The sequence below is a fragment of the Streptomyces sp. NPDC001594 genome (genome assembly GCF_042893675.1).
Classification (GTDB): domain Bacteria; phylum Actinomycetota; class Actinomycetes; order Streptomycetales; family Streptomycetaceae; genus Streptomyces.
The window spans coordinates 50,300-75,188 of the sequence record NZ_JBIAVB010000023.1; the positions used below are offsets into that span (position 1 = coordinate 50,300).

23 protein-coding genes are annotated in these 24,889 nt (G+C 74.3%); 10 read left to right on the forward strand and 13 right to left on the reverse strand.

What is annotated here, in order from left to right; genetic code table 11:
* Positions 1–57: 57 nt before the first annotated feature.
* Entirely contained in the window at positions 58–768 is a 711-nt protein-coding gene (gene infC, locus ACFY0O_RS34110) for a translation initiation factor IF-3 (RefSeq protein ID WP_388954121.1), read from the reverse strand.
* A gap of 323 nt (positions 769–1,091) precedes the next feature.
* Between infC and ACFY0O_RS34115 the strand changes: the two genes are divergently transcribed.
* A complete protein-coding gene (locus ACFY0O_RS34115; RefSeq protein WP_042819415.1) occupies positions 1,092–1,457 on the forward strand; it encodes a DUF1844 domain-containing protein in 366 nt (121 codons plus the stop codon).
* A gap of 118 nt (positions 1,458–1,575) precedes the next feature.
* Here the strand turns inward: ACFY0O_RS34115 and ACFY0O_RS34120 are convergent, their stop codons facing one another.
* From ACFY0O_RS34120 to ACFY0O_RS34130, 3 genes are read right to left on the reverse strand one after another with little or no spacing between them, the layout of a single operon-like run.
* Entirely contained in the window at positions 1,576–2,316 is a 741-nt protein-coding gene (locus ACFY0O_RS34120; RefSeq protein ID WP_388954124.1) for an SseB family protein, read from the reverse strand.
* A 12-nt stretch (positions 2,317–2,328) separates the two neighbouring features.
* On the reverse strand, positions 2,329–3,630 hold the full coding sequence (mycP, locus tag ACFY0O_RS34125; protein WP_388954126.1) for a type VII secretion-associated serine protease mycosin: 1,302 nt from the start codon (positions 3,628–3,630) through the stop codon (positions 2,329–2,331).
* A complete protein-coding gene (locus tag ACFY0O_RS34130) occupies positions 3,627–4,445 on the reverse strand; it encodes a hypothetical protein (protein WP_388954129.1) in 819 nt (272 codons plus the stop codon). Before ACFY0O_RS34130 ends, mycP begins: the two co-directional genes overlap by 4 nt.
* A 129-nt stretch (positions 4,446–4,574) precedes the next feature.
* Here ACFY0O_RS34130 and ACFY0O_RS34135 point away from each other — a divergent pair, with 129 nt between their 5' ends.
* Positions 4,575–5,768, forward strand: coding sequence for an amino acid deaminase/aldolase (locus ACFY0O_RS34135; protein WP_388954131.1), 1,194 nt, complete (start codon positions 4,575–4,577; stop codon positions 5,766–5,768).
* 7 nt (positions 5,769–5,775) lie between these two features.
* Here ACFY0O_RS34135 and ACFY0O_RS34140 read toward each other — a convergent pair whose 3' ends face one another.
* From ACFY0O_RS34140 to ACFY0O_RS34155, 4 genes are all read right to left on the reverse strand, one after another.
* Positions 5,776–7,056: a haloacid dehalogenase-like hydrolase gene (locus ACFY0O_RS34140; RefSeq protein ID WP_388954134.1), complete on the reverse strand. Its 1,281-nt coding sequence runs from the start codon at positions 7,054–7,056 to the stop codon at positions 5,776–5,778.
* A 109-nt stretch (positions 7,057–7,165) separates the two neighbouring features.
* Positions 7,166–7,957 carry a 3-oxoacyl-ACP reductase gene (locus tag ACFY0O_RS34145; RefSeq protein WP_388954136.1) on the reverse strand — a complete coding sequence of 264 codons (792 nt, stop codon included), beginning with the start codon at positions 7,955–7,957 and terminating at the stop codon, positions 7,166–7,168.
* Between the two features lie 5 nt (positions 7,958–7,962).
* Entirely contained in the window at positions 7,963–9,342 is a 1,380-nt protein-coding gene (locus ACFY0O_RS34150; protein ID WP_388954139.1) for an aldehyde dehydrogenase family protein, read from the reverse strand.
* Positions 9,343–9,385: 43 nt separating this feature from the next.
* Positions 9,386–10,750 carry a glutamine synthetase family protein gene (locus tag ACFY0O_RS34155; RefSeq protein ID WP_388954141.1) on the reverse strand — a complete coding sequence of 455 codons (1,365 nt, stop codon included), beginning with the start codon at positions 10,748–10,750 and terminating at the stop codon, positions 9,386–9,388.
* Between the two features lie 77 nt (positions 10,751–10,827).
* Here ACFY0O_RS34155 and ACFY0O_RS34160 point away from each other — a divergent pair, with 77 nt between their 5' ends.
* The 4 genes from ACFY0O_RS34160 to ACFY0O_RS34175 all read left to right on the forward strand — a co-directional run bounded on the left by ACFY0O_RS34160 (position 10,828) and on the right by ACFY0O_RS34175 (position 14,789).
* Entirely contained in the window at positions 10,828–11,574 is a 747-nt protein-coding gene (locus ACFY0O_RS34160; RefSeq protein ID WP_358892872.1) for an FCD domain-containing protein, read from the forward strand.
* Positions 11,575–11,697: 123 nt separating this feature from the next.
* Positions 11,698–13,155, forward strand: a complete 1,458-nt coding sequence (gene eat / locus ACFY0O_RS34165; RefSeq protein ID WP_388954144.1) for an ethanolamine permease — start codon at positions 11,698–11,700, stop codon at positions 13,153–13,155.
* A 56-nt stretch (positions 13,156–13,211) separates the two neighbouring features.
* Entirely contained in the window at positions 13,212–13,919 is a 708-nt protein-coding gene (locus ACFY0O_RS34170) for a gamma-glutamyl-gamma-aminobutyrate hydrolase family protein (RefSeq protein WP_388954147.1), read from the forward strand.
* An 84-nt stretch (positions 13,920–14,003) separates the two neighbouring features.
* Complete coding sequence (locus ACFY0O_RS34175; protein WP_388954149.1) at positions 14,004–14,789, forward strand: hypothetical protein; 786 nt, start codon at positions 14,004–14,006, stop codon at positions 14,787–14,789.
* Positions 14,790–14,882: 93 nt separating this feature from the next.
* Here ACFY0O_RS34175 and ACFY0O_RS34180 read toward each other — a convergent pair whose 3' ends face one another.
* Together ACFY0O_RS34180 and ACFY0O_RS34185 are read right to left on the reverse strand one after the other, a co-directional pair.
* Positions 14,883–15,230: a hypothetical protein gene (locus ACFY0O_RS34180; protein WP_388954152.1), complete on the reverse strand. Its 348-nt coding sequence runs from the start codon at positions 15,228–15,230 to the stop codon at positions 14,883–14,885.
* Between the two features lie 139 nt (positions 15,231–15,369).
* A complete protein-coding gene (locus tag ACFY0O_RS34185) occupies positions 15,370–16,293 on the reverse strand; it encodes a LysR family transcriptional regulator (protein ID WP_388954155.1) in 924 nt (307 codons plus the stop codon).
* Between the two features lie 70 nt (positions 16,294–16,363).
* Between ACFY0O_RS34185 and ACFY0O_RS34190 the strand changes: the two genes are divergently transcribed.
* A complete protein-coding gene (locus ACFY0O_RS34190) occupies positions 16,364–17,491 on the forward strand; it encodes a TDT family transporter (protein ID WP_388954159.1) in 1,128 nt (375 codons plus the stop codon).
* Positions 17,492–17,495: 4 nt separating this feature from the next.
* Here the strand turns inward: ACFY0O_RS34190 and ACFY0O_RS34195 are convergent, their stop codons facing one another.
* The 3 genes from ACFY0O_RS34195 to ACFY0O_RS34205 form a co-directional block, all read right to left on the reverse strand.
* Positions 17,496–18,212 carry a helical backbone metal receptor gene (locus tag ACFY0O_RS34195; RefSeq protein ID WP_388954161.1) on the reverse strand — a complete coding sequence of 239 codons (717 nt, stop codon included), beginning with the start codon at positions 18,210–18,212 and terminating at the stop codon, positions 17,496–17,498.
* Between the two features lie 4 nt (positions 18,213–18,216).
* Entirely contained in the window at positions 18,217–18,921 is a 705-nt protein-coding gene (locus ACFY0O_RS34200) for an XRE family transcriptional regulator (protein WP_358892880.1), read from the reverse strand.
* A gap of 130 nt (positions 18,922–19,051) precedes the next feature.
* A complete protein-coding gene (locus ACFY0O_RS34205) occupies positions 19,052–21,037 on the reverse strand; it encodes a peroxidase (RefSeq protein WP_388954165.1) in 1,986 nt (661 codons plus the stop codon).
* Between the two features lie 271 nt (positions 21,038–21,308).
* On the opposite strand from ACFY0O_RS34205, the gene ACFY0O_RS34210 reads away from it, so the two are divergent.
* The 3 genes from ACFY0O_RS34210 (at position 21,309) to ACFY0O_RS34220 (ending at position 24,884) form a co-directional block, all read left to right on the forward strand.
* Positions 21,309–22,214, forward strand: a complete 906-nt coding sequence (locus ACFY0O_RS34210) for a 5'-3' exonuclease H3TH domain-containing protein (protein ID WP_388954221.1) — start codon at positions 21,309–21,311, stop codon at positions 22,212–22,214.
* 49 nt (positions 22,215–22,263) lie between these two features.
* Positions 22,264–23,109: a siderophore-interacting protein gene (locus ACFY0O_RS34215; protein WP_388954168.1), complete on the forward strand. Its 846-nt coding sequence runs from the start codon at positions 22,264–22,266 to the stop codon at positions 23,107–23,109.
* Between the two features lie 233 nt (positions 23,110–23,342).
* Entirely contained in the window at positions 23,343–24,884 is a 1,542-nt protein-coding gene (locus ACFY0O_RS34220) for a serine hydrolase (protein WP_388954170.1), read from the forward strand.
* Positions 24,885–24,889: the final 5 nt, after the last annotated feature.

Here is a 24,889-nt window from a genome sequence, read left to right on the forward strand (position 1 = left end):
GACCGGCGGACGGGAGCGTCATGTTGTATGGGTGATCCGAGACGGGCTGCCCCGGGATCAGGCCTCGGCGGACCCGTCGGCCTCGACCTCGGGGGCCGGGGCGGCGGCGTCGGCCTCCGCGGCGTCGGCCTCGGCGGCGTCAACCTCGGCCGGAGCGGCCTCGGCGGTACCGCCCAGACGCTCGGCCTTGCGCGCGGCCTGGGCCTCGCGGGCTTCGGCCATCGCCTCGGTCTTCTTCTTGTGCGGACCGAGAACCATGATCATGTTCCGGCCGTCCTGCTTCGGGTTCGACTCGATGAAGCCGAGGTCCTGGACGTCCTCCGCGAGACGCTGCAGCAGTCGGTAGCCGAGCTCCGGCCGGGACTGCTCGCGACCACGGAACATGATCGTGATCTTGACCTTGTCGCCCTGCTTGAGGAACCGGACGACGTGACCCTTTTTGGTGTCGTAGTCGTGCGGGTCGATCTTCGGCCGGAGCTTCATCTCCTTGATGACCGTGTGCGCCTGGTTCTTGCGCGCCTCACGGGCCTTCATGGCCGACTCGTACTTGAACTTGCCGTAGTCCATGAGCTTGCAGACCGGCGGGCGAGCGGAAGCCGCGACCTCGACCAGGTCCAGGTCGTACTCCTGTGCGAGCTCAAGCGCCTTCGCAAGCGGGACGATGCCCACCTGTTCGCCGCTGGGACCGACGAGTCGCACCTCAGGGACGCGAATCCGATCGTTGATGCGGGGCTCGGTGCTGATGGATCCTCCTCGGTAGCACCACACGGCTGCCTGGCAGACAGCCGCTGACGTCTTTTGTCGTCAGACTCACCGCGGCGGAGAAATAAAAATGCCCCGCCGGGCACAGGCAGGGGCTCCAAAACAACCGGAGCACCGCCGCGTGCGAACCGCGGGGCGCGAATCAGCGATTTTCCATCGTCCGTACGGAACGATGGATACCGCCTGACCGGATGACCCGCCTCCCCGGAGGGCGGTCGGGTGGGAGATCGGAGCCTCCACTTGTGGGCCGGGCACATAGGTGTCCGACCGGTCGATGTAGATACTACCCCACGCAAGGCAAGGCCGCCGCACGACCTATCGTGGAGCGCATGACTGACGCGACGCCCTCCGATTCCACCCCTCCCGACTACGACGAGATGACCCGCGACATCGCGGACGTCCCGGCCGTCGAGGTCATCACCACGGTGGCCGTCCACCTGCTGAGCGCCGCGGCGGTCAACCTGGGCCTGGACAAGCCGGACTCCGAGCACAAGGACCTCGACGAGGCCCGCAAGCTGATCACCGCCCTGGCCGGCCTGGTCAGCGCCAGCGCCACCGAGATCAGCTCCTTCCACGCGGCCCCGCTGCGCGACGGCCTGAAGTCGCTCCAGCTGGCCTTCCGCGAGGCCTCCCTCGTCCCGGACGAGCCGGGCCAGGGCCCGGGCGAGAAGTTCACGGGGCCGGTCTACGCCTGAGCCGCCATGGGGGGACGGTCACGGTCCCCCGCCCACTGAGTCCGTTACACGTGCCGAAGGGCCGTCCGCCAGGTCGCGGACGGCCCTTCGGCACGAGTGCGGCACGTGTAACGGGCCCTCAGCGCGCGAACAGCGCCTCGCCCGGCGGCACCGGGGCACCGGCCGGGAGCAGGGCCAGGTCCAGGCCGCGCACCAGGCGCCCGCGCAGGGTCTCGTCCGCCGCGAGCGCCTCGGCCACCCGGCGGGCGGCGGGGGCGACCGGCGCCCCCTCGGACAGCACGATGGCGAGGGTGCCGTCGGCGGCGTCCCCGCCGGGGCCCAGGTGGGCGCGGAGCACCGCCGGCTCGGCGGCCACCGCGGCCCGTACCGCCGCGCGCACGGCCGGGTCGGCCAGCGGGTCGGCGTCGGTGCGCCCCTCGGCCAGCGCGAGCAGCGCGGAGCCGGTCAGCTGGTAGGGGACGGGGCCGGCGAGGTCGAGGACGATCGTGTCGGCCTTCTCGTGCGCGGCGGCGGCCAGGGCCTGGTGCAGCGGGACCGCCACCGGGCGGGCCGCCGGGTCCCACAGGGCCAGGGAGGCGATGGAGGTGAAGGCGGGCAGGGCCCTGCGGTCGCCGGCCGTGAGGGTGGGGACGGCCATGTCGCTGGTCTTCTCGCGCTTCAGGCCCGTCTCCGGGTCGGTCTCTACCTCGCCGAGCACCGCCACGACGGGCACCAGCAGGCGGGCGTCCTTCAGGGCCGCCAGCAGCTCGGGCTCACGTCCCCGGTCCTCGGCCCAGGCGGCCAGGGCCGCGCTCAGCCGGGGGTCGGCGGTGCCGTCGTCGTCGGAGAAACCGGGGTCTGGAATGTTCTTGGTCGCCACAATGACCCGACCCTATCCCGCCGGGTCCGGGTCCGGGTCCGCGGCGTCCCGCCGTGCGGGGCGCGGGCGGCGGGCCAGTACCGCGGCCAGCACCAGCAGCGCCGCTCCCCCGGCGGCGGCGGCCGGGGCGGCGCGGCGAGAGGGGTGTGCGGTGGCGGTGACCGGATCGGGGCCGGTGCCGAAGAACCGCCGCTCGGCCGGGACGGCCACGGGGACCGGGGCCTCGGGGCGCAGCGCTCCGGCGGCCTGGAGGGCGGCGACCGGGTCCACCGTGCCGTGGCCGCGGGCGTCGTCGCGGCCGCCGGGCGGGCGGGCGGTGGCGGTGTCCTCCAGCAGCTTCTTGACCTGCGCCGGGGACAGGCCGGGGTGGGCGGCCTTGACGAGGGCCACGGTGCCGGAGACGAAGGCCGCGGCCGCGCTGGTGCCCCAGCCCTCGTAGTAGGCGCGGTCGGGGTCGGCGAGGACCACGTCGACGCCGGGGGCGCTGACGGTGGCGTACCAGTGGCGGGTGGAGAAGGAGGCCCGGCGGCCCTGGCGGTCCACGGCGGCGACCGAGATGACCCCGGGGTAGGCGGCGGGGTAGGAGGTGTGGTCCCCGCGTTCGCCGCCGTTGCCGACGGAGGCGACGACGACCACGCCCTTGGCGAGGGCGTACTGGACGGCCTCGTCCTCGGCGGATTCGTGGTGGGCGGTGTCGCTGTCGTCGCCGAGCGACATGTTGATCACGTCGGCGCCGTGGTCGGCGGCCCAGCGGATGCCTTCGGCGAGGGCCCCGGTCTTGCTGTCACGGGCCTTGGCCCGGCCCGGGTCGGCCTCCTCCAGGATCACCCGGACGGGCAGGATCCGGGCGTGCGGGGCGATGCCGAGGACGCCCTGGCCGCGGGCCGGGCCGTGGCCGTGGCCGGCGATGATGCCGGCCATGGCGGTGCCGTGGCGCGCCCAGGCGCGGTCGCCGGGGCCGGCGCCCATGCCGACGAGGTCGGTGCCGTCGAGGACCTGGCCGTCGAGGTCGGGGTGGCCGGAGTCGACGCCGGTGTCGAGGACGGCGACGGTGATCCCGTCGCCCTGGGTGATGCCCCAGGCCTCCTCGGCGCGCAGGGCGAGGAGCCCCCACTCGCGGTCGCGGATGGTGTCGGCGGCCGCGGGCGGTGCGGCGACGGCCACGAGCAGCGCGGCCAGCGCGGCGGCGGCCCCGCCCGCGCGCAGGGCGGTCCTCCCCGGCCTCGCCGTCGACGCGGGCGGCGCGGGGGGCGCGGCGGCCTTCGGGGCCGCGGCCCGTGGCCTGCCGGGGCGCGGCCGGGGGGTGCGGGTCATCGGGAGGGCTCCTGGCGCGGGCGTGCGGCGGCGGCCTGCGCGGGCTCGGTGGAGCGGGGGGCGGCGAGGGCGCCGAGGGTGCGTTCGACGCGGACCGCGAGGGCCTTGGCCTCGTGGCCCAGGCCCGCTTCGGCGACGGTGCCGGTGCCGCTCTGGGCGGCGGCCTCCTCGGCCGGGACGGGGGCCTCCACGGTGCGCCCGTCGGCGAAGGCGGAGACGGCGTAGACCACGGCGGGGGCCTCGGCGACGACCCCGGCGGTCCAGGCTGCGCGGCGTGAGTCGGCGTACCCGTAGGCGGGCGGGACGGGGAGGCGGCCGCGGAGCCCGTCCATGGTGCGGGCGTCGGCGGGGGTGAAGACGAGGCCGACGGTGATCAGGCTGCTGCGGGTGGAGTCCGTGTAGGTGGCGCGGAGCACACGGGTGCAGCCGGTGGCGGTGAGCGCGGCGTGCCAGTCGGCGGGGAGGGTGGCGGCGCAGTCGGCGTCGGGCGCGAGGGCGATCCGGGTCCAGGTGCGGCTCGCGCCGCCGGGGCCGGCCTCGCGGTCCTCCAGTACGGGAGGGAGCAGGCCGTCCACGGGGGCGGTGTGCCAGAGGGCCGCGGCCTTGCGGTAGGCGGCGTCGGGGGGCAGCGGGCGGTGGTCGGCGCGGTACTGGCTCCAGGTGGTGGCGGCGCCTCCGGCGAGGAGGGCGGAGCCGAGCAGGGCGCTGAGGACGGCGGCGGTGACGCGGGCCGGGTGACGGCGCGGCAGGGGGGTCGGCGGTGGCTGCTGCCAGGGGTCGTCGAGGACCTCGGTCCGCGGTGTCGTCGTGGTCATGCGGCGGCTCCGCCCCCCGTTCCGTACGGCTGCCTGCCCGTACTCTACGGGGCCGCCGACCCGGCCGGGCCGGGGCCGGGTCGGTGCGACCCCTACCCGTGGGTACGGCGGTCTGGCAAGCTGCGGCCCATGACTTCGGACCGGGCCCGGTACGACCGGGCGACCGCGCGTCTCGACGCGCCGCTGGCCATCGTGGACCTGGACGCCTTCGACGCGAACGCCGGTGATCTGGTGCGCCGGGCGGGCGGGAAGCCGGTCCGGGTGGCCAGCAAGTCGGTGCGGTGCCGGGCGCTGCTCGAACGGGTGCTGGCCCGGCCGGGGTTCGCGGGGATCATGTCGTACACGCTGGCCGAGTCGCTGTGGCTGGCGCGGTCCGGGTTCGAGGACGTGCTGCTGGCCTATCCGTCCGCGGACCGGGGCGCGTTCGCGGAGCTGGCCGGGGACCCGAAGCTGGCCGCCGCCGTCACGGTGGTGGTGGACGATCCCGCGCAGCTGGACCTGATCGAGGGTGCGCGGGCCGGCGGCGCCGAGGAGATCCGGGTCTGTCTGGAACTGGACACCTCGCTGCGGCTGTTGGGCGGCCGGGTCCGGGTCGGGGCGCGGCGCTCGCCGCTGCGCGAGCCGGAGCAGCTGGCGGAGCTGGCGCGGGCGGTGGCCGCCCGGCCGGGGTTCCGGGTGGTGGGGCTGATGGCGTACGAGGGGCACGTGGCCGGGGTCGGGGACGCGGTGGCCGGGCGGCCGGTGCGGTCGCGGATGATCCGGCTGATGCAGGGGGCGGCCCGCAGGGAGCTGGCGGCGCGGCGGGCCGAGGTGGTGCGGGCCGTGCGGTCGGTGGTGCCGGACCTGGAGTTCGTCAACGGCGGTGGTACGGGGAGCGTGGCGGAGACGGCCGCCGAGGAGGCGGTGACGGAGATCGCGGCCGGTTCGGGGCTGTACGTGCCGCGGCTGTTCGACAACTACACCTCGTTCCGGGGGCGTCCGGCGGCGCTGTTCGCGCAGCCGGTGGTGCGCCGGCCGGGGGTGGGGGTGGTGACCGTGCTGGGCGGCGGGTATCCGGCGTCGGGGGCGGCGGGGGCCGACCGGCTTCCGGTGCCGTACCTGCCCGCGGGGCTGCGCTACGACCCGCAGGAGGGGGCGGGCGAGGTGCAGACCCCGCTGCTGGGGAGCCCGGCCGACGACCTGCTGATCGGCGACCGGGTGTGGTTCCGGCACGCGAAGGCCGGGGAGCTGTGCGAACGGTTCGACACCCTGCACCTGGTGGAGGGTGACCGGGTCACGGCGTCCGTGCCGACGTACCGGGGCGAGGGGCTGACCTTCCTGTAGCGGGCCGTCAGAACACGGTGTCCGCCTGGTCGGGGATGACGCTCGTGTCGCCCCGCCGGACGGGGCCCGGCGTGCCGTCGTGGTCGGTGTAGCCGGTGGTGGAGCAGGGGTAGGGGGTCGTCTTCTGCTTCTTGGGTTCCATGAACATCGGGTTCACGATCCACTTGCCGTCGCTGTTGTCGTAGGCCCGGCACATGAGTTCGTTCTTGTTGCGGTTGAGCACCAGGCGCAGGGCGGTGGCGTCGCGCAGGAAGGTGACGTCGGTGTCGGAGTCGCCGGCGGCGAAGACCTGTCGGCGGGCGGCGGGCTGGACCTTCTCGGCGGCCGCGCCGCGGACGCCGAAGACCTCCTTGTTGATCCAGCAGCGCTTGCCGTCCACGTAGGTGATCATCGTGTCGGCGCCGTCGGCGACGGAGCCGCAGCCTTGGAGGTGGGCGGTGAGCCTGCCGTCGCGGGTGGTGTTGCGGATGCCGATGACGTGGTCGGCGGCGACGCCGACGCCCTGGGCCCAGACCTCGACGACGGGCTGGGGGGAGGCGGAGCTGATCCAGACGTCGAAGCCCGCGCGGCGGAGGTTGGCGATCAGGTCGCGCTGCGGGTCGTAGTAGCGGACCCAGCCGGTGGCGGTGCCGGTGCCGACCTGCTGCTTGGCGCCGATGGGCGCGGCGAGGTTCTCGGTGCGGGCGGCGGCGGCGAAGCCGCGGACCTGGGTCGCGGTCCAGCCCTGGAGGAGCTGGGGCAGCCAGGCGTAGGCGGGTTCGATGGTGCGGTGGTCCCAGCCGGCGAAGGCGGCGGCGCCGGTGCGGGTGGCGGCGGTGCCGTAGACGGAGTTGAGCTCGTCGGCGCAGGCCGCGCCCTCGGGGGTGCCGGTGGACAGGGGCGCGCCGGGGCGGGCGAGGGGGCCGCAGGCGGTGGCGAGGGCCTGGGCGGCGGCGGGGGTGAGGTAGCGGCTGGTGCTCTTCCAGTCGGCGGGCTGGCGGATCTTGCCGTTGCGCAGGAGCCAGAACATGGTGGCGTCGCCGACGTCGTTCTTGACGACGGTGTTGTCCCAGTCGAAGACGGCGACGGGCTTGTTCCGGTTGGGGCGGTAGGGGTTGCAGCTGCCGTACTGGTCGATGAGCTGCTGGAGGCGGGCCTGGTTGTCCCCGTACCAGCCCGCGGCGAGCTTCGGGGTGGCGCAGGCGTGGTGCGCGGCCTGGGCGGGGGCGGCGGCGGTGAGGGCGCCGGCGGCCATCGCGAGGGCGGCGCCTGCCGCCTGGAGCCTGCGGCGGGTGCTGGGTCGGGTCACGGGGGTGGGCACTCCTGGTTCTCGTACAAGATCGTCGGGGACGGTAGAGCACGACAGCCGGGCGTCGTGCGACGCCCGGCTGTCGTGGGGGTGAGGCGGGGGTGAACGTTTAGAGAGGAGTGACGTACGCGCCCGAGATGCCGCCGTCGACGAGGAAGTCGGTGGCGTTGATGAAGGAGGAGTCGTCGCTGGCGAGGAAGGCCACGGCGGCGGCGATCTCGGCGGGTTCGGCGAAGCGGCCGAGCGGGATGTGCACCAGGCGGCGGGCGGCCCGCTCGGGGTCCTTGGCGAACAGCTCCTGCAGCAGCGGGGTGTTGACGGGTCCCGGGCACAGGGCGTTGACGCGGATGCCCTCGCGGGCGAACTGGACGCCGAGTTCGCGGGACATGGCCAGCACGCCGCCCTTGGAGGCGGTGTAGGAGATCTGGGAGGTGGCGGCGCCCATGATGGCGACGAAGGAGGCGGTGTTGATGATGGAGCCGCGGCCCTGGCGCTGCATGTAGGGCAGGGCGGCCTTGCAGCAGAGGTACACGGAGGTGAGGTTGACGTCCTGGACGCGGCGCCAGGCGTCGAGCTCGGTGGTGAGGATGGAGTCGTCGTCCGGGGGCGAGATGCCGGCGTTGTTGAAGGCGATGTCGACGGAGCCGTAGGTGTCGAAGGCCGTCTTGAACAGGGCGTCGACCTGCTCCTTGTCGGTGACGTCGACCTGGACGAAGGTGCCGCCGACCTCCTCGGCGGCGGCCTTGCCGGCGAGGGGGTCGATGTCGGCGCAGACGACGTTGGCGCCCTCGGAGGCCAGGCGGCGGGCGGTGGCGAGGCCGATGCCGCTGCCGGCTCCGGTGATGACGGCGGTGCGGCCGACCAGGCGGCGGCAGACGATCTCTTCGGTGGGGTCGGTCATGGGGTTCAGGCCTCCGTGCTGATGAAGACGTTCTTGGTCTCGGTGAATGCGGTGAGGGCGTCGGGTCCGAGCTCGCGGCCGAGTCCGGACTGCTTGTATCCGCCGAAGGGGGTCCAGTAGCGGACGCTGCTGTGGGAGTTGACGGAGAGGTTGCCGGCCCGGACGGCGCGCGAGACGCGCAGGGCGCGGCCGACGTCGCGGGTCCACAGGGAGCCGGAGAGGCCGTACTCGGTCGCGTTGGCCAGGCGTACGGCGTCCTCCTCGTCCTCGAACGGGATGACGACGGCGACCGGCCCGAAGACCTCCTCGACGGCCACGGGCGCGGTGGGGTCGACGTCCGTGACCAGGGTCGGCGGGTACCAGAAGCCGGGGCCCTCGGGGGCGGTGCCGCGGACGGCCTTGAGGTCGTCGGTGACGTACGCGCGGACGCGGTCCAGCTGGGCGGCGGAGATGAGCGGGCCCATCTGGGTCTTCTCGTCGAGCGGGTCGCCGACGACCACGGAGGTGAGGGCGGGGGTGACGAGGTCGAGGAAGCGGTCGTGGACGGAGCGCTGGACGAGGATGCGGGTGCGGGCGCAGCAGTCCTGGCCGGTGTTGTCGAGGTAGGCCATGGGGGCGGCGGCGGCCGCGGCTTCGAGGTCGGCGTCGGCGAAGACGATGTTGGGGCTCTTGCCGCCGAGTTCGAGGGTGACGCGCTTCACCCGGTCGGCGCACTTGGACATGATCTGCTTGCCGACGCGGGTGGAACCGGTGAAAACGATCTTCGCGACGCCGGGGTGTTCGACGAGGGCGTCGCCGGTGACCGCTCCGTGGCCGGGGAGCACCTGGAAGAGGTGTTCGGGGATCCCGGCTTCGAGGGCGAGTTCGGCGAGGCGCAGGGCGGTGAGGGGGGTGGTCTCGGCGGGCTTGAGGATGACGGCGTTGCCGGCCGCGAGGGCGGGTGCCAGGCCCCAGGCGGCGATCGGCATGGGGAAGTTCCAGGGGGCGATCACACCGATGACGCCGAGGGGTTCGAGGAAGGTGACGTCGATGCCTCCGGCGACGGGGATCTGGCGTCCGGAGAGGCGTTCCACTCCCCCGGCGGCGTAGTCGAGGAGGTCGCGGACGTTGCCGGCTTCCCAGCGGGCGTTGCCGAGGGTGTGGCCGGCCTCGCGGACCTCCAGGCGGGCCAGTTCCTCGAGGTGTCCGTCGACGACCGCGGCGAAGCGGCGCAGGATCCGGGCCCGGTCGGCGGGGGCGGCCGCGGCCCAGCCGCGCTGGGCGGCGGTGGCGCGGGCGACGGCTCTGTCGACGTCGTCCCGTGTGGCGGCCGGGACGGCGGCGACGAGTTCCTCGGTGGCCGGGTTGAGCACCCTCAGGTGGGAGGGGTCCAGCGCTTCGGACACGTGGTGCCTTTCTGGGGTGGGTGCGGTGCGGGCGCGGTACGGGTCAGAGGCGTTCGAAGGAGCGGCGGCGTTCCCAGTCGGTGACGGCGGAGTCGTAGGCGTCGAGTTCGACGCGGGCCATGTTGCGGTAGTGGGCGACGACTTCGGGGCCGAAGGCGGCCTTGGCGATCTCGCTGTTCTCCCAGAGCTCCGCGGCCTCGCGCAGGGTGGTGGGGACGTGGGCGAAGTCGGCGGTGTAGGCGTTGCCGGCGCAGGCCTCGGGGAGTTCGAGGCGGTTCTCGACGCCGTAGAGGCCGGCCGCGACCAGGCCGGCGACGGCGAGGTAGGGGTTGACGTCGCCGCCGGGGAGGCGGTTCTCGAAGCGCATGGAGCGGCCGTGGCCGACCACGCGCAGGGCGCAGGTGCGGTTGTCGACGCCCCAGGCGACGGCGGTGGGGGCGAAGGATCCCGGGCGGAAACGCTTGTACGAGTTGATGTTGGGGGCGTAGAGAAGGGAGAAGTCGCGCAGCGCCGCCAGCTGGCCGGCCAGGAAGTGCCGCATCAGCGGTGACATGCCCCCTGGTCCGTCGCCGGCCATGGCGTTGCGTCCGTCGGCGTCGGTGAGCGAGAGGTGGATGTGACAGGAGTTGCCCTCGCGCTCGTCGAACTTGGCCATGAAGGTGAGCGAGACGCCTTCCTGGGAGGCGATCTCCTTGGCGCCGGTCTTGTAGACGGAGTGCTGGTCGCAGGTGGTGAGCGCCTCGTCGTAGCGGAAGGCGATCTCGTGCTGGCCGAGGTTGCACTCGCCCTTGGCGGACTCGACGGTGAGGCCGGCGGTCTGCATCTCGTTGCGGATGCGGCGCAGCAGGGGTTCGATGCGGCCGGTGCCGAGGACGGAGTAGTCGATGTTGTACTGGTTGGCCGGGGTCAGGGCGCGGTAGTCGGCGTTCCAGGCCTGTTCGTAGGTGTCCTGGAAGACCATGAACTCCAGCTCGGTGCCGACCATGGCGGTGTAGCCCTGTTCGGCGAGGCGGTCGAGCTGGCGGCGCAGGATCTGGCGGGGCGCGGCGACGACGGGCGTGCCGTCGTGCCAGGCGAGGTCCGCGAGGACGAAGGCGCTGCCGGGGTTCCAGGGGATGCGGCGGAGGGTGGCGAGGTCGGGGTGCATGGCGAAGTCGCCGTAGCCCCGGTCCCAGGAGCTCATCTCGTAGCCGTCGACGGTGTTCATGTCGGTGTCGACGGCGAGGAGGTAGTTGCAGCCCTCCGTGCCGTGGTCGAGTACCTCGTCCAGGAAGAACTGTGCGGCGAACCGCTTGCCCTGAAGTCGTCCCTGCATGTCGGGGAAGGCGAGGACGACGGTGTCGATCTCACCGCCGGCGACGAGGGCACGGAGCTCCTCGGGCGCCAGCGGCGGCTTGCGGTCTACCACGGGGATCTCTCCTTCGGTGAGCCGAGGAGGCCTAAGGTATTGAACAGAACCATTGCTTGGGAAGGGGAGGAGCCGAGATGACCGACACGGCGGGCGACGGGGGCGCGATCGCGCGGCTCAATCCCGTGCTGCGGCAGGTCCGGGCGGGCAACGGTTTCGAGGAGGCCCTGGAGCAGATCCTCCAGGTCGTCCGGCTGGGGCTGGTGCCCGGCGGGGAACGGCTTCCGCCGGAGCGGGAGTTGGCGGAGCGGATGGGGATCAGCCGGGTCACGCTGCGCGAGGTGCTCAAGGTGCTCCAGGACCAGGGCCTGGTCGAGGCCCGGCGCGGCCGGTACGGGGGCACGTTCGTGCTGGCCCGCCCCGACACTCCGGCCGGCGCGGCCGAGGAGGAGCTGCGGCGGCGCGTGGCGGGGGTGGACATCGAGGACGTGCTGCGCTTCCGCGAGGTGCTGGAGGTCGGCGCGGCCGGGCTGTGCGCCGCGCAGGGGCTGCCGGAGGAGGGGGCCGAACGGCTGCTCGGCGCGCTGGCGGCCACGCACGACGCCCCGCTGGCCGAATACCGGCGCCAGGACACCCTCTTCCACCTGACCCTGTGCGAACTGGCCGGCTCTGCCACCCTGACGGCCCAGTACGCGGCCGTCCGGGCCCGGGTCAACGACCTGCTGGACTGCATCCCGCTGCTGGTGCGCAACCTCGAGCACTCCCAGCAGCAGCACAGCGCCCTGGTGGAGGCGGTGCTGGAGCGCGACGCGGAGGCGGCCCGGGCGGTGATGCGCGAGCACTGCTGCGGCACGGCGGCCCTGCTGCGCGGATTCCTGGCCTGAGGGGCGCGGCGGGTGTGACGGGAGAGGTTTTCGTAACCCCTGTTTAACGCAGGGGTCTTGCGCACTCCACGCCCTTGACGCAAAGGTACGCAGCGATACCTTTCACCCCGGGCAGGAGCGCACATGGCCGAAGACCTTTCCACCGCGCCCGCAACACCCCCCGCGGGGGACGCCGACGCCGAGTACCTCCAGCGCCGGACCCTGCGCCGCGGCAGCGCCGGCTGGCTGCTGCTGACCGGGCTCGGCGTCGCCTACGTCGTCTCCGGGGACTACTCCGGCTGGAACGTGGGCCTGTCCAAGGGCGGCTTCGGCGGGCTGGCCGTGGCCACGGTGCTCATGGGCGCCATGTACGCCTGCCTGGTCTTCTCCCTCGCCGAACTGTCCACCATCCTGCCGACGGCGGGCGGCGGCTACGGCTTCGCCCGCCGCGCGCTGGGCCCCTGGGGCGGCTTCCTCACCGGTACCGCCATCCTCATCGAGTACGTCCTCGCCCCCGCGGCCATCGTCATCTTCATCGGCGACTACGTCGAATCCCTGGGCCTGTTCGGCCTGACCTCCAGCTGGCCGGTCTACCTCGGCTGTTTCGTGATCTTCATCGGGGTCCACCTGTGGGGCGTGGGCGAGGCCCTGCGCTTCAGCCTCGTCGTCACCGCCATCGCCGTGGCCGCCCTGCTGGTCTTCGCCTTCGGGGCGCTGAGCGACTTCGACACGGGATCCCTGAACGACATCCCGGTGGACGCGAGCGCGTTCGGCTCCGGCTCCTGGCTGCCGTTCGGCGTCCTCGGCATCTGGGCCGCGTTCCCCTTCGGCATGTGGTTCTTCCTCGGCGTCGAGGGCGTGCCGCTGGCCGCCGAGGAGGCCAAGGACCCGGTGCGCTCCATGCCGAAGGCCCTGGCCATCTCCATGGGCATCCTGGCCCTCCTCGCCCTGGTCACCTTCTTCGCCGCCACCGGCGCCCAGGGCGCCGACGCCGTGAAGTCGGCCGGCAACCCCCTGGTCGTGGCCCTGGAGGGGGACGGCGGCCCGACCGCCCTGAGCCGCTTCGTCAACTACGCGGGCCTCGCCGGCCTGGTCGCCTCCTTCTTCTCCCTCATCTACGCCGGCTCCCGCCAGCTGTTCGCCCTCTCCCGGGCCGGATACCTGCCGCGCTTCCTCTCCCTCACCTCCCGGCGCAAGGCCCCGTACCTCGGACTGGTGATCCCGGGCGCGATCGGTTTCGCCCTCGCGGCGGCCACCGGCAACGGGGCGCGGATGCTCAACGTCGCCGTGTTCGGGGCGACCATCTCCTACGCCCTGATGGCCCTCTCCCACATCGTGCTGCGCCGCCGCGAACCCGGCCTGGAGCGGCCGTACCGCACGCCCGGAGGGGTCCTGACCTCGTCCGTCGCCTTCGTCCTCGCCCTTTCGGCGCTGGTCGCCACCTTCCTGGTCGACATCGACGCGGCCCTCATCGCCCTCGCCGTGTACGCGGTCGCCCTCGCCTACTTCGCCTTCTACAGCCGCCACCGGCTCGTCGCCTCGGCGCCCGAGGAGGAGTTCGCCGCGCTTGCGGAAGCCGAGGCGGAGTTGACCAGAGACTGAAATCCTGCTTCCGCACCCCCCGCACCGCTGTCCGGCACCATCCTGGAGGTAACACCGTGCCCAGGCCGCTCATCGGCATCACCACCTATGTCGAGGCATCCACCCGCTACGGGGTGTGGGACCTGCCCACGTCCCTCGTCCCGTCCGGCTACTACGAACTGGTGCAGGCGGCGGGCGGCGCGGCCGTCCTGCTCCCCCCGGACGAAACGGAGCGGGCGGCGGAGGTGCTGGGCCGGCTGGACGGGCTCATCGTCTCCGGCGGCCCGGACGTGGACCCGATCCGGTACGGGGCCGAGCGCGACCCCCGTACGGGCGCACCCGCGACGGTGCGCGATGCGTGGGAACTGGCCCTGCTCCGGGCGGCCCTGGCCGCGGACCTCCCGGTGCTGGGCATCTGCCGGGGCATGCAGGCGCTGAACGTGGCCCTGGGCGGCACGCTGATCCAGCACATCGACGGCCACGTCGACACCCCGGGCGTCACCTCCTGGCACCCCGTCACCCCCGTGCCGGGCACCCGGTACGCGGAGCTGGTGCCCGAGGTCGCGGAGGTCCCGACGTACCACCACCAGGCGGTGGACCGCCTGGGCCGGGGGCTGGTCGTCTCGGCGTACGCGCAGGACGGCACGGTCGAGGCCGTCGAGCTCCCGGAGCGGGACCGGTGGGTGGTGGGCGTGCAGTGGCACCCCGAGCGGGACAAGGACACCCGGGTGATGGCCTCCTTCGTCGAGGCGGCCGCCTCCCTGCGGGCGGTACCGGTCTCCTGACGCGGCGCGGGCCGGGTGCGGCGCCCCCGCGCGGGGCCCGCGGCACGAATGGCCCTCCGGGCGGTCGTCGCGCACCCTGGAAGGATGCGGACGGAAGCCCACGGAGCGGCCGCCGGCCGGCTCTCCGGATTCCTGGAGAACCCGGTCGTCGGGATGGCTCCGTGGATCGTCTTCTCCCTGCTCGTCGGCCCGGGACGGTTCGAGATCGCCGTCGGGGTCTCCCTGGTGCTCATCGCCGCCCTGGTCGTGGCGGGCCGGGCGGTGCACCGGGGCGGTTCCTGGAAGCTGCTGGAACTGGCCGACGTGGTGTTCTTCGCCGCGCTGGCCGTCATCGGCGCGCTGGCGGGCGACGGCACCCTGCGCTGGCTGGAGACGTACGCCGGCGAGGTCTCGAACCTCGCCCTGACGGCGATCGCCTTCGGCTCGATGGCCGTCCGGATGCCGTTCACCCTCCAGTACGCCCGCGAGCGGACCGACCCCTCGCTGTGGCACGCGCCCGCCTTCCTGCGCACCAACTACGTGATCACCGGGGTGTGGGGGCTGGCCTTCCTCGTGGCGGCCCTGGCGGGCGGCTTCGGGGACCTCGTCCTGCGCAACCCCGACAACATCTGGACCGGCTGGATCATCCAGATCCTGGCGATCGTCGCCGCCCTGCGCTTCACCGCCTGGTACCCGGGAGTCGTCCGGGCCCGCGCCCGGGGCGAGCCCGGACCGGGCCGGGCCTCGCTGCTGCTGCCGCTGGCGGGGCTGCTGGTGCCGATCGGGATCGCGGTGCTGGTCTTCGACGGGAACGTGTGGTGGCTGGGCGTGGCCCTGATCGTGGGGGGCGGGCTGCTGACGAAGACGCTGCAGGCCCGGGTCCAGGACTGAGCCCGGACCCCGGCCGGGCGAGCGGACCTCCGTCAGCCGTCGGCGTCGGCCCGCTCGGCTGGGACCACTAGGGCCTGTCCGGCGGATCAGGGCCTAGCTGAACGCGACCGACCGGAGCTTCAGCCGGTCCGAGCCGCGGCCAGTGAGCGGGCGCAGCGTGAACCAGTCGCCCTCGCACTCCGGGTCGGTGAACACCGTGGCCGTCGAGGTGGTGCGGTTGCGGGGGGAATGGGCCGGGGAGCTCGCGTTCGGGTCGGCCACCTCGGGCAGGGTGATGCACTCGCCGCTCTTGGGGTCGAACAGGATCCCGATGTGCGTCCTGCCGTCCAGGCCGACGTACGAGTACTGGAATTCGCCGACGGCGGCCGACGCCGACGTCGGGATGGTCAGGACGAGGGACAGCGCGCCGAAGGCGGCGAGGGCCGCGTGGCGAAGACGCATGGGTGATTCCTCTTCACAGGGGTGGGCAACGCGCATCACCTTCCCGTCGCGGACGCCCCGGGCACCGTGCGCCCCCGCCGAAACGATCCGCCCTCGCCCGTCCGGCCTAAAGGGTGTTGCGGAAGTCCCGCAACACCCCCTACACCCCGCGCCGGGTCAGCGACAGCAGGTCCCGCGCCGGGCCCGCCGGCCGGGACCCGGTCGGCCAGACGGCGCGCAGGGCGCGGGCCAGCGCCGCGCCCGGGACGGGGACCTCCACCAGCCGGCGGGCCGACAGCTCGTCGTCCAGCGCGAGCTCCGACAGGACGCACGGCCCGGCCCCGCTGAGCGCCGCCGCCTTGACGGCGGTGGTCGAGGCCAGCTCCAGCAGCGGCCGGGCCAGCCCCCCGGACGGGGCCAGCGCGGCGTCGAGCACCTGCCGCGTCCCCGAGCCGCGCTCGCGCAGGATCAGTGGCGCCCCGGCCAGCTCGACCGGGTCCACCCCCTTCGAGCGCCGCGCCCAGGGGTGGTGCGGGGCCACCGCCACCACCAGGCGGTCCTGGGCGATGACGGCCGAGTCCAGCCCGTCGGGAACGCTCAGCCCCTCCACGAAGCCGAGGTCGGCCTCGTGCGCGAGGACCCGCTGGGCCACGTCGGCGGAGTTCCCGGCGTGCAGGGACACCGCCGTGTCGGGCCGCTCCCCGCGCAGGGCGATCAGCCAGCCCGGCAGCAGGTACTCGGCGATGGTCATGCTGGCGGCCACCCGAAGCCGCGAGTCCCGCCGCCCGCGCAGCGCCTGCGCGCCCGCGTCGAAGGCCTCGGCGGCCTCCACCACCCGCCGGGCCCAGTCCGTCACCAGCGCGCCCTCGGCCGTCAGCGTCGAGCCGCGCGGGGAGCGGTCCACGAGGGCCACCCCCAGCCGGGTCTCCATCGCCCGGATCCGGCTGCTCGCCGCCGGCTGCGTGATGCCCAGGCGGCGCGCCGCACCGCTCAGACTGCCGACCCGCGCCACCGTGAGCAGCAGCTCCAGCGCGCCCAGGTCCGGCACGCGGTGCGCGAGCGGGACCGTCTCCTCGTAACCCATAACGTCAGTTTATGGCCCTATAGACATGCGGCCTCTGCCGTCCGGCCCCGGCCGACGGGACGCTGGACCCATGGCCACCACCGCCCCCGTGCACTTCCGAACCACCGTCCCCGCCGCTCCCCGGGCCCACAAGGCCCCGCGGCTGCGGGACCTCGGCCCCAACTGGTACGCCTCCATCATGGGCACGGCGATCATCGCCAACGCCGGGGCGGCCCTCCCCTACCGGCTCCCGGGCCAGCGCGCCCTGTGCGAGCTGCTCTGGGCGCTGTCCGCCGTGGCCCTGGCCGTCCTGCTCGTCGCCCGCGCCGGGCACTGGCGCCACCACCCCGACCGGGCCCGCGCCCATCTCCTCGACCCCGCCGTGGCCCCCTTCTACGGCTGCCTGTCGATGGCCCTGCTGGCCGTCGGCGCCGGGACCCTCCTCGTCGGCAAGGACCTGATCGGGCCGACCGCCGCGATCGCCGTCGACACCGTGCTGTTCACCGCCGGTACCGCGGTCGGGCTGGTCATGGCCGTGGTGGTGCCCTACCTGATGGTGGTCCGGCACAAGGTGGAGGCCTCGCAGGCCAGTCCCGTCTGGCTGCTGCCCGTGGTCGCCCCGATGGTGTCCGCCGCCGTGGGCCCCCTGCTCGTCCCCCACCTGCCCGCCGGGCAGCCCCGCGAGGCCCTGCTGCTGGCCTGCTACGCGATGTTCGGGGTCAGCCTCATGGCCACCCTGCTCCTGCTCCCGCTGGTCTTCGGCCGGCTGATCGTGAGCGGTCCCCTGCCGCTGGCCCTGACCCCCGCCCTCTTCCTGGTCCTCGGCCCCCTCGGCCAGTCCACCACCGCCGTCAACCAGCTCGCCGACGTGGCACCCGGCGCGATCGACGCCTCCTACGCCCACGCCCTCGGCGCCTTCGCGGTCGTCTACGGGGTGCCCGTGATGGGCTTCGCCCTGCTGTGGCTGGCCCTCGCGGCCGCGATGCTGGTCCGGGCCGCCCGGCAGGGCATGGGCTTCGCGATGACCTGGTGGGCGCTGACCTTCCCCGTCGGCACCTGCGTGACCGGGGCCGCCGGACTGGCCCGGCACACCGGACTGGACGCGTTCGCCTGGCTGGCCGCCGCCCTGTTCCTCGGCCTGGTCACCGCCTGGGTGCTCGCCGCCGGGCACACCCTGCGCGGCCTGCTCACCGGCCGCCTGCTGCCCGCCGCCGGGTAGGCGGCTACAGCGCCGCCCGCAGGGCCGCCGCCAGGACCCGGGGGGCCTCCGCCAGCAAGGGCCCGTACCAGGTCAGGTGGCGGCCGCTGACGAGCGCGGCGGGCAGGCCCGGGAAGGCCTCCGGGCCGTCGCCGGCGGTGAAGCGGTACGGCTCGTCCGGCAGCACCACCAGGTCGCAGCCGCTGCCCGCGAGCTCCTCCACCGGCACCCTCGGGTACCGCTCGGGGTGAGCGGCGTAGGCATTGCGCACCCCCAGCCGGGCCAGGAGGTCGCCCGCGAAGGTGTCCCGGCCCAGCACCATCCAGGGCCGCCGCCAGATCGGCACGAACGCGGTGAGGTCCCCGACCGGCTCCACGGCCGCCCAGGCCTCCTCGGCCCGGTCCAGCCACGCGGGCCGCTCCAGCCCCAGCGCCCCCACCAGCAGCCGGTCCAGCTCGGAGAAGGCCTGCGGCAGGTTCCGGACCTCGGTGACCAGCACCTCCAGCCCGGCCGCGCGCAGCTCCGCCAGGTCGGGGGCCCGGTTCTCCTCCTCGCTGGCGATCACCAGGTCCGGGCGCAGCTCCACCACGGCCCGTACGTCGGGGTTCTTGGTCCCGCCGATCCGCCGCGCCTCCCCCAGCTCCGCCGGGTGCGTGCACCAGTCGGTCACGCCGGCGAGCAGGCCGGGCGCGCTCACCGCGACCGCCTCCGTCAGGGAGGGCACGAGGGAGACGACGCGCACCGGCTCAGTGCCCCGGGGACGGTGGCTCGGAGGTGGCGTGGATGTGGTCGCCGACCGCCACGACGAGGAGCCGGGTGTCCTCGCTCGTGGCCCGCCAGCGGTGGCGCACCCCGCCGGAGAGGAACAGCGCGTCGCCGCTCTCCAGCCGGTAGGCGCGGCCCTCGGCCTCCACCTGACAGGCCCCGGAGACCACGTACATCAGCTCGTCGTTGCGGTGCTGGTACTCGCGGCCGGCGTCCTGGTCGCCGTTGAACTCCAGCGCGTGCAGCTGGTGGTGGCCCCGGACGAGGGGGCGCACGCCGTCGACCGGCCCGAGCCCGGAATCGTCGCCGGCCCGCACCAGGTCCACCGTGCGGGCCGTGTCGGAGGCGGCGAGCAGGTCGACCGCCGTGGTCTCCAGGGCGTCGGCGACCCGCTCCAGCGACCGCATGCTGGGGCGGGCGCGCTCGTTCTCTATCTGGCTGAGGAAGGGCACGGAAAGTCCGCTGCGCGCCGACACCGCGGCCAGCGTGAGGTGGAGCGCGCGCCGCCGCTTGCGCACGGCGACGCCCACCCGCAGCGGCTGCTCCTTGGCGTCCTTCTCCTTGTCGTTGACGTCGAGGTCGTCGGCACCCGGAGCGCCCGCCCGGGCGTATCCGAATGCCGTGCCGTTCCCGCCGTCCGTGGCGTCCGCTGCGTCAGCGATGTGTCCGTCTTCCTTGCCGTTCATGTCGGGGCTGCCCTCCCCTACCCGTCGTCGCACATCGGTGTGCTGTAAGCACCTTACGCAGCAACCGCCTCCGGATTCGCCCGCAAGGGACCTCCAGGCCGTTCCAGGGCCGATTTCCGTACCCGGGCCGTCACCCTGCGTGTTCCCCACCGGCCCGCCACAGCACACGGTCGCCGTCGAGGATCACCGCGTCGCCGTCGGGGCGGACCAGGAGCCGGGCGCCGGGATGGCCGGCGGTGCCGCTGCTCCAGGCCGCCGTGCCGTCGGCGGTGCGCACGGTGAGCTCGCCGTCGGCTGAGAAGGCGGCCCCGCTCCCCCGGCCCGCGGTGCCGGCGCTCCAGAGGGGCTCGCCGGAGGGGTCGAGGAGGGCGAGGTCCCCGTCGGCGGCGAAGGTCAGCCGGGCGGCGCCGGCGTCGAGGACGTCGCCGGCACGCAGGACGGTGCCGGGGTGGACCTCGACGGAGACGTCGAGCCTGCCTTCGGCCAGGGCCCGCAGGGTGGGGATCGAGGGGGTGAAGGCGTAGAGGGCGCCCTCGGTGTGGACGAAGCGGCCGAAGTCCACGGTGGTGGCGCGGCTGCCGGTCCCCGACTCGCTTTCGAAGGCGATCGGGGAGCCGGGGCCCAGGACGGGGTCGGAGCCGGTGCGCGGGGTGCGGCCGGCCGGGAAGTCCGCCTCGTTGATCCACTGCTTGGCCACGAACTCGAACTGCTGGACGAGGTCGGCCTGGTAGCCGATGAACACCAGTCCGCGGGAGGCCCCGTTCGTGCCCCGGCCGGGCTCCTGCTGCGGGTCGTAGGCGGGTCCGTAGGGGATGCCGCGCCGGATGATGCGGTGGGCGTCGGTGACGGCGGGGTCCAGCGGGGGGCGGCCGGGGAGGGGGACGATGCCGTCGCGCGGGTTGCCCTTGCGGACGTGCGCGAACAGCGGGGTGCGCCAGCCCTGCGGGTCGTCGCGGTAGGAGACGGCGGTCGGCCCGGTGCCGACCGGGCAGGGCTGTTCGGCGAGCGGACAGGCCGCGACGGGGGTGCCGCCGGGCCAGCGGCCCACCAGCCGGGCGGCGAGCCAGGTGTCGGTGGCGTCGGCGGGGGCGGCCCCGGCCCGCTTGAGGTCGGCGAGCCGCTCGCGGACCTGCGCCCACCAGCCGGGCACGTCCTGGGCGAGCCGGCGGACCACCTGGAAGGAGCCCCCGGTGGCCCAGGCGGGCAGCCCGGCGGGCCGTCGGCCGGCCTTCTCCCGGCCCACGAGGAACTCCCCGGCGGGGACCAGCCGGGCGCCGGGCTTGCCCAGGACGGTGTCGCCGGTCGCCGGGTCGGGGGCGTGGAAGCCGCGCACCCCGGGCTGGCTGATGCCGTCGGTGAACCCGAAGTGCTCGTGGCCGCGCAGCGCGCCCGGCAGGGTCCCGGCGTCCTGCCGGAAGACGAGCACTCCCTGGGCCGGCCCCAGGGCGTTCTGGTGGCGGTCGACGGCCTCGGCGAGCTTCCTCGGGTCGTCCGCCGCGAGGTTGAGGACCGCGTGCACGGCGCGGTGCGGTCCCTCGCCGCCGAACAGCCAGGAGTCGGGGGAGCTGTCGCCGGTGTCCCCGAGCTCCTCGGCCCGCTGGGCGGGGCCCTGGGCGAAGGCCTCGGCGGTGCTCCCGGGCGGCAGCGCCGGGAAGGGGTCCCGTCCGGCGAGGAAGGCCAGGCCCGCGTGGGTGAGGGAGAGGCCGGTCCACTGGGCGGACAGGGAGGCCGGGTCCGTGCCGCCCGCCTTGACCCGGGCGGCGCTGAAGGCGGCGTTGAACCTGGCCATCTCCTCCGTGGTGGAGATCTCCGGCAGCAGCCGGCGCAGCCAGCGCCGGGCCAGGACCGGCTCGCGGAAGCGCAGGAACAGCAGGCAGGCGTGGTCCTTGCGGGACCCGGCCAGGATGTCGCCCTGGCTGCTGCGGTCGGAGCGCAGCGGCAGGTCCGCGGCGCCGTCGGCCCGGGCGGGCGCGGCCGGGGCGGGCGCGGCGGCCGAGGCGGCCTGCCCGGTCGCCGCGGCCGCGGTGCGGGGGCACACGGCCAGCGCGGCGGCGGCCGCCGCCCCGGCCCTGATGACGGTCCTGCGGGCGGGTGCGGTGGACTCGGCGGCATCCATCGGGGCTCCTGGGTGGGGCTGGGGCGGGGCCGCGCCGCCCCTGCCCGCGCCGCGCCGACGGCGGTGTGCGGGCAGGGGCGTACGGAACTCCTCGCGCGGGGACCGGGCACGGCCGAACGGCCCGCCGGTGATCAACACCCTCGGGGAGGAAGCCCGGGCGCGCTCGCCGAACGCACTGTTTGAGCGATCATTCACCCACCAGGGGTGACGGGCTGCGGCCGGGCGGCGTTACGGCATCATCGCCTGCATGACGACGACCACACGACGGCTGATGCTCCTGGACACCGCGTCCCTCTACTACCGCGCCTACTTCGGCGTCCCGGACTCCGTGAAGGCCCCGGACGGCACCCCGGTCAACGCGGTGCGCGGGCTCCTCGACTTCATCGGCCGGCTGGTGCAGGACCACCGCCCCGACGACCTGGTGGCCTGCATGGACGCCGACTGGCGGCCGCACTGGCGGGTGGAGCTGATCCCCTCGTACAAGGCGCACCGGGTCGCGGAGCTCTCGGAGTCGGGCCCGGACCTGGAGGAGACCCCGGACACCCTGGCCCCGCAGGTCCCCGTCATCGAGGCGGCCCTGGACGCGTTCGGCATCGCCCGGGTGGGGGTCGCCGGGTACGAGGCGGACGACGTGATCGGCACCCTGACGGCCCGGGCCACCGGGCCGGTGGACATCGTCACCGGCGACCGGGACCTCTACCAGCTGGTCGACGACGCCCGGGCGCGCCGCGTCCTGTACCCCCTCAAGGGCGTGGGCACCCTCCAGGTCACCGACGAGGCCTGGCTGCGCGAGAAGTACGGGGTGGACGGCCCCGGCTACGCGGACCTGGCGCTGCTGCGCGGGGACCCGAGCGACGGGCTGCCGGGCGTGCCCGGCATCGGCGAGAAGACCGCCGCCAAGCTGCTGGACGCGTACGGGGACCTGGCCGGGATCATCGCGGCCGTCGACGACCCGAAGTCGAGGCTGACCCCCACCCAGCGCAAGCGCCTGGACGAATCCCGCCCCTATCTGGCGGTGGCCCCGAAGGTCGTCAAAGTGGCCGCGGACGTCCCGCTGCCCCCGTTCGACCCGGCCCTCCCGGAGGTCCCCGCTCGACCCGAGATGGTCGACGCGCTCGCCCAGCGGTGGGGTCTGGGAGGAGCAATGTCACGCCTGAGCAGCGCGCTGCGTCGATGAGGTGCTAACTTAGGTAATCCTAAGCTTCGTAAGTACCAGGGGAGAGACCGTGGCAGAAGGACGCGCCCGTACCGTCGGCACCGCAGTGGTCGTACGCACCGAACGGCTGACACCGCACATGGTGCGCCTCGTGCTGGGCGGCGACGGGCTGGCCGGATTCGACGCGGGCGCGTACACCGACCACTACGTCAAGCTCCTGTTCGAGCCGGAGGGCGTGCGCTACGCCGAGCCGTGGGACCTGGACGTGATCCGCGCGACGCACCCCCGCGAGGCCTGGCCCCGCCAGCGCGCGTACACGGTCCGCGCCTGGGACCCGGCCCGCCTGGAGCTCACCCTCGACTTCGTCGTCCACGGCGACGAGGGCCTCGCGGGCCCGTGGGCGGCCCGCGTCCAGCCCGGCGAGCCGGTCCACTTCCTCGGCCCCGGCGGCTGCTACGCCCCCGACCCGGCCGCCGACTGGCACCTCCTCGCGGGCGACGAGAGCGCCCTGCCGGCCATCGCCGCCTCGATGGAGCGGATGCCGCGGGGGGCGCGGGTGTACGCCTTCGTGGAGATCGAGGGCCCGCAGGACGAGCAGGACATCGCCACCCCGGACGGCATCACCCCGGTCTGGCTCCACCGCGGCGACCGCCCGGTCGGCGCGGCCCTGCTGGAGGCCGTCACCGGCCTGGACTTCCCCTCGGCCGACGTCCACGCCTTCGTCCACGGCGAGGCGGGCTTCGTGAAGGAACTCCGCCGCCACCTGCGTCTGGAACGGGGCATCGCGCGCGACCGGCTCTCCATCTCGGGGTACTGGCGCCACGGCGAGACGGACGAGGGCTGGCGGGCCATCAAGCGCGACTGGAACGCCACGGTCGAAGCCGAACAGGACCTCCCGGCCCGAGCGGCCGCCTGACCCCGGGGGCTCCGCCCCCGGACCCCCGCGCCTCAGTCGCCGGCGGGGCTGGAATTGCCCTGCGGGCAATCCAGCCCGCGCGGCGTTTGAGCGCACGGGCGCGAAGCGCACGTACGGGGTCCGGGGCGGAGCCCCTGGGGGCACCTCCCAGCGGTAGCTGGGGGAGGAACGGGCGAAGGGCGGGTAGGGGAACACGCCGCGCGCCGAACCCACCCGAACGGCACAATGGCGACATGCGTACGCACCGTGCCGCCGCATTCGCCGGGGCGGCGATCCTGCTCACCGCGGGGGCGGCCGCGGCGGCGCCGACCCCGCCCCCGCCCCCCAAGCCCCGCATCGGCGACGCCGCCGTCGCCACTGCGGTGACCCGCCTCGACGCCACCGTCCGGGACGTCATGCGCCGCACCGGAATCCCCGGCGTCGCGGTGGCCGTCGTCCACCGCGACAAGGTGCTCTACCTCAAGGGCTTCGGCCTCCGCCGCACCGGCGAGAGCGCCACGGTGGACCCGGACACGGTCTTCCAGCTGGCCTCCGTCTCGAAGCCGCTCTCCTCCACCGTCGTGGCCGGCGCCCTCCCGGACGCCGCCGCCTGGGACAAGCCCATCGGCTCCGCCCTGCCCGGCTTCGCCCTCAAGGACCCCTGGGTGACCTCCCACGTCACCCCCGCCGACCTGTTCTCCCACCGCAGCGGCCTGCCCGACCACGCCGGCGACCTCCTGGAGGACCTCGGCTACGACCAGGCGTACATCCTCGGCCACCTCCGCGAGGAACCCCTCACCGCCTTCCGCGCCAGCTACGCCTACACCAACTTCGGCCTCACCGCCGCCGCCGAGGCCGTCGCCCGCGACCACGGCACCACCTGGCAGAAGCTCAGCGCGGACACCCTGTTCAAGCCCGCCGGGATGACGCACACCAGCACCGAGTTCTCCGCCTACGCGAACGCCGCCGACCGCGCCTACACCCACGTCAAGAACCCGGACGGCACCTGGAGCCCCCGCTTCGTCCGCGACGCCGACGCCCAGACCGCGGCCGGCGGAGCCAGTTCCACCGCCCGGGACATGGCCCGCTGGCTGCGGCTCCAGCTCGGCGACGGCGTCCTCGACGGAAAGCGGATCATCCCCGCCGACAGCCTCGACCGCACCCGCCTGCCCGAGATCGTCTCGCAGCCCCAGACCTTCCGCGGGGTCCCCCAGTTCTACGGACTCGGCTGGAACGTCAGCTACGACGACGCCGGCCGGCTGCGCCTGGGCCACTCGGGCGGCTTCGAACTCGGCGCCAACACCAACGTCACCCTGCTCCCGCTCGAACAGCTCGGCATCGTCGTCCTGACCAACGCGGCCCCGGTCGGCCAGGCCGACGCGATCGCCCTGGACTTCTTCGACACCGCCGAACACGGCAAGCCGACCGCCGACTGGCTGGCCCTGACCGGCGCGCTCTACGCCCAGCAGCTGAACGAGGGCCACCGCTCCACCACCGACTACGCGCACCCGCCCGCCGGCGCCGCGCCCGCCAAGGCGGCGAGCACCTACACCGGCACCTACGCCAACCCCTTCTACGGCCCCCTCACCGTCACCGCCGACGCCAAGGGCGCCCTCACCCTCTCCCTCGGCCCCAAGCCCCTGCGCTTCCCCCTCACCCACTACGACGGGGACACGTTCAGCTTCGTGACCGCCGGCGAGAACGCCGTCGGCCGCACCGGGGTGACCTTCTCCGACGGCAAGGTCCGCGTCGAGTACCTGGACGCCGAGCACCTGGGCACCTTCACCCGGAAGTAGCCCCC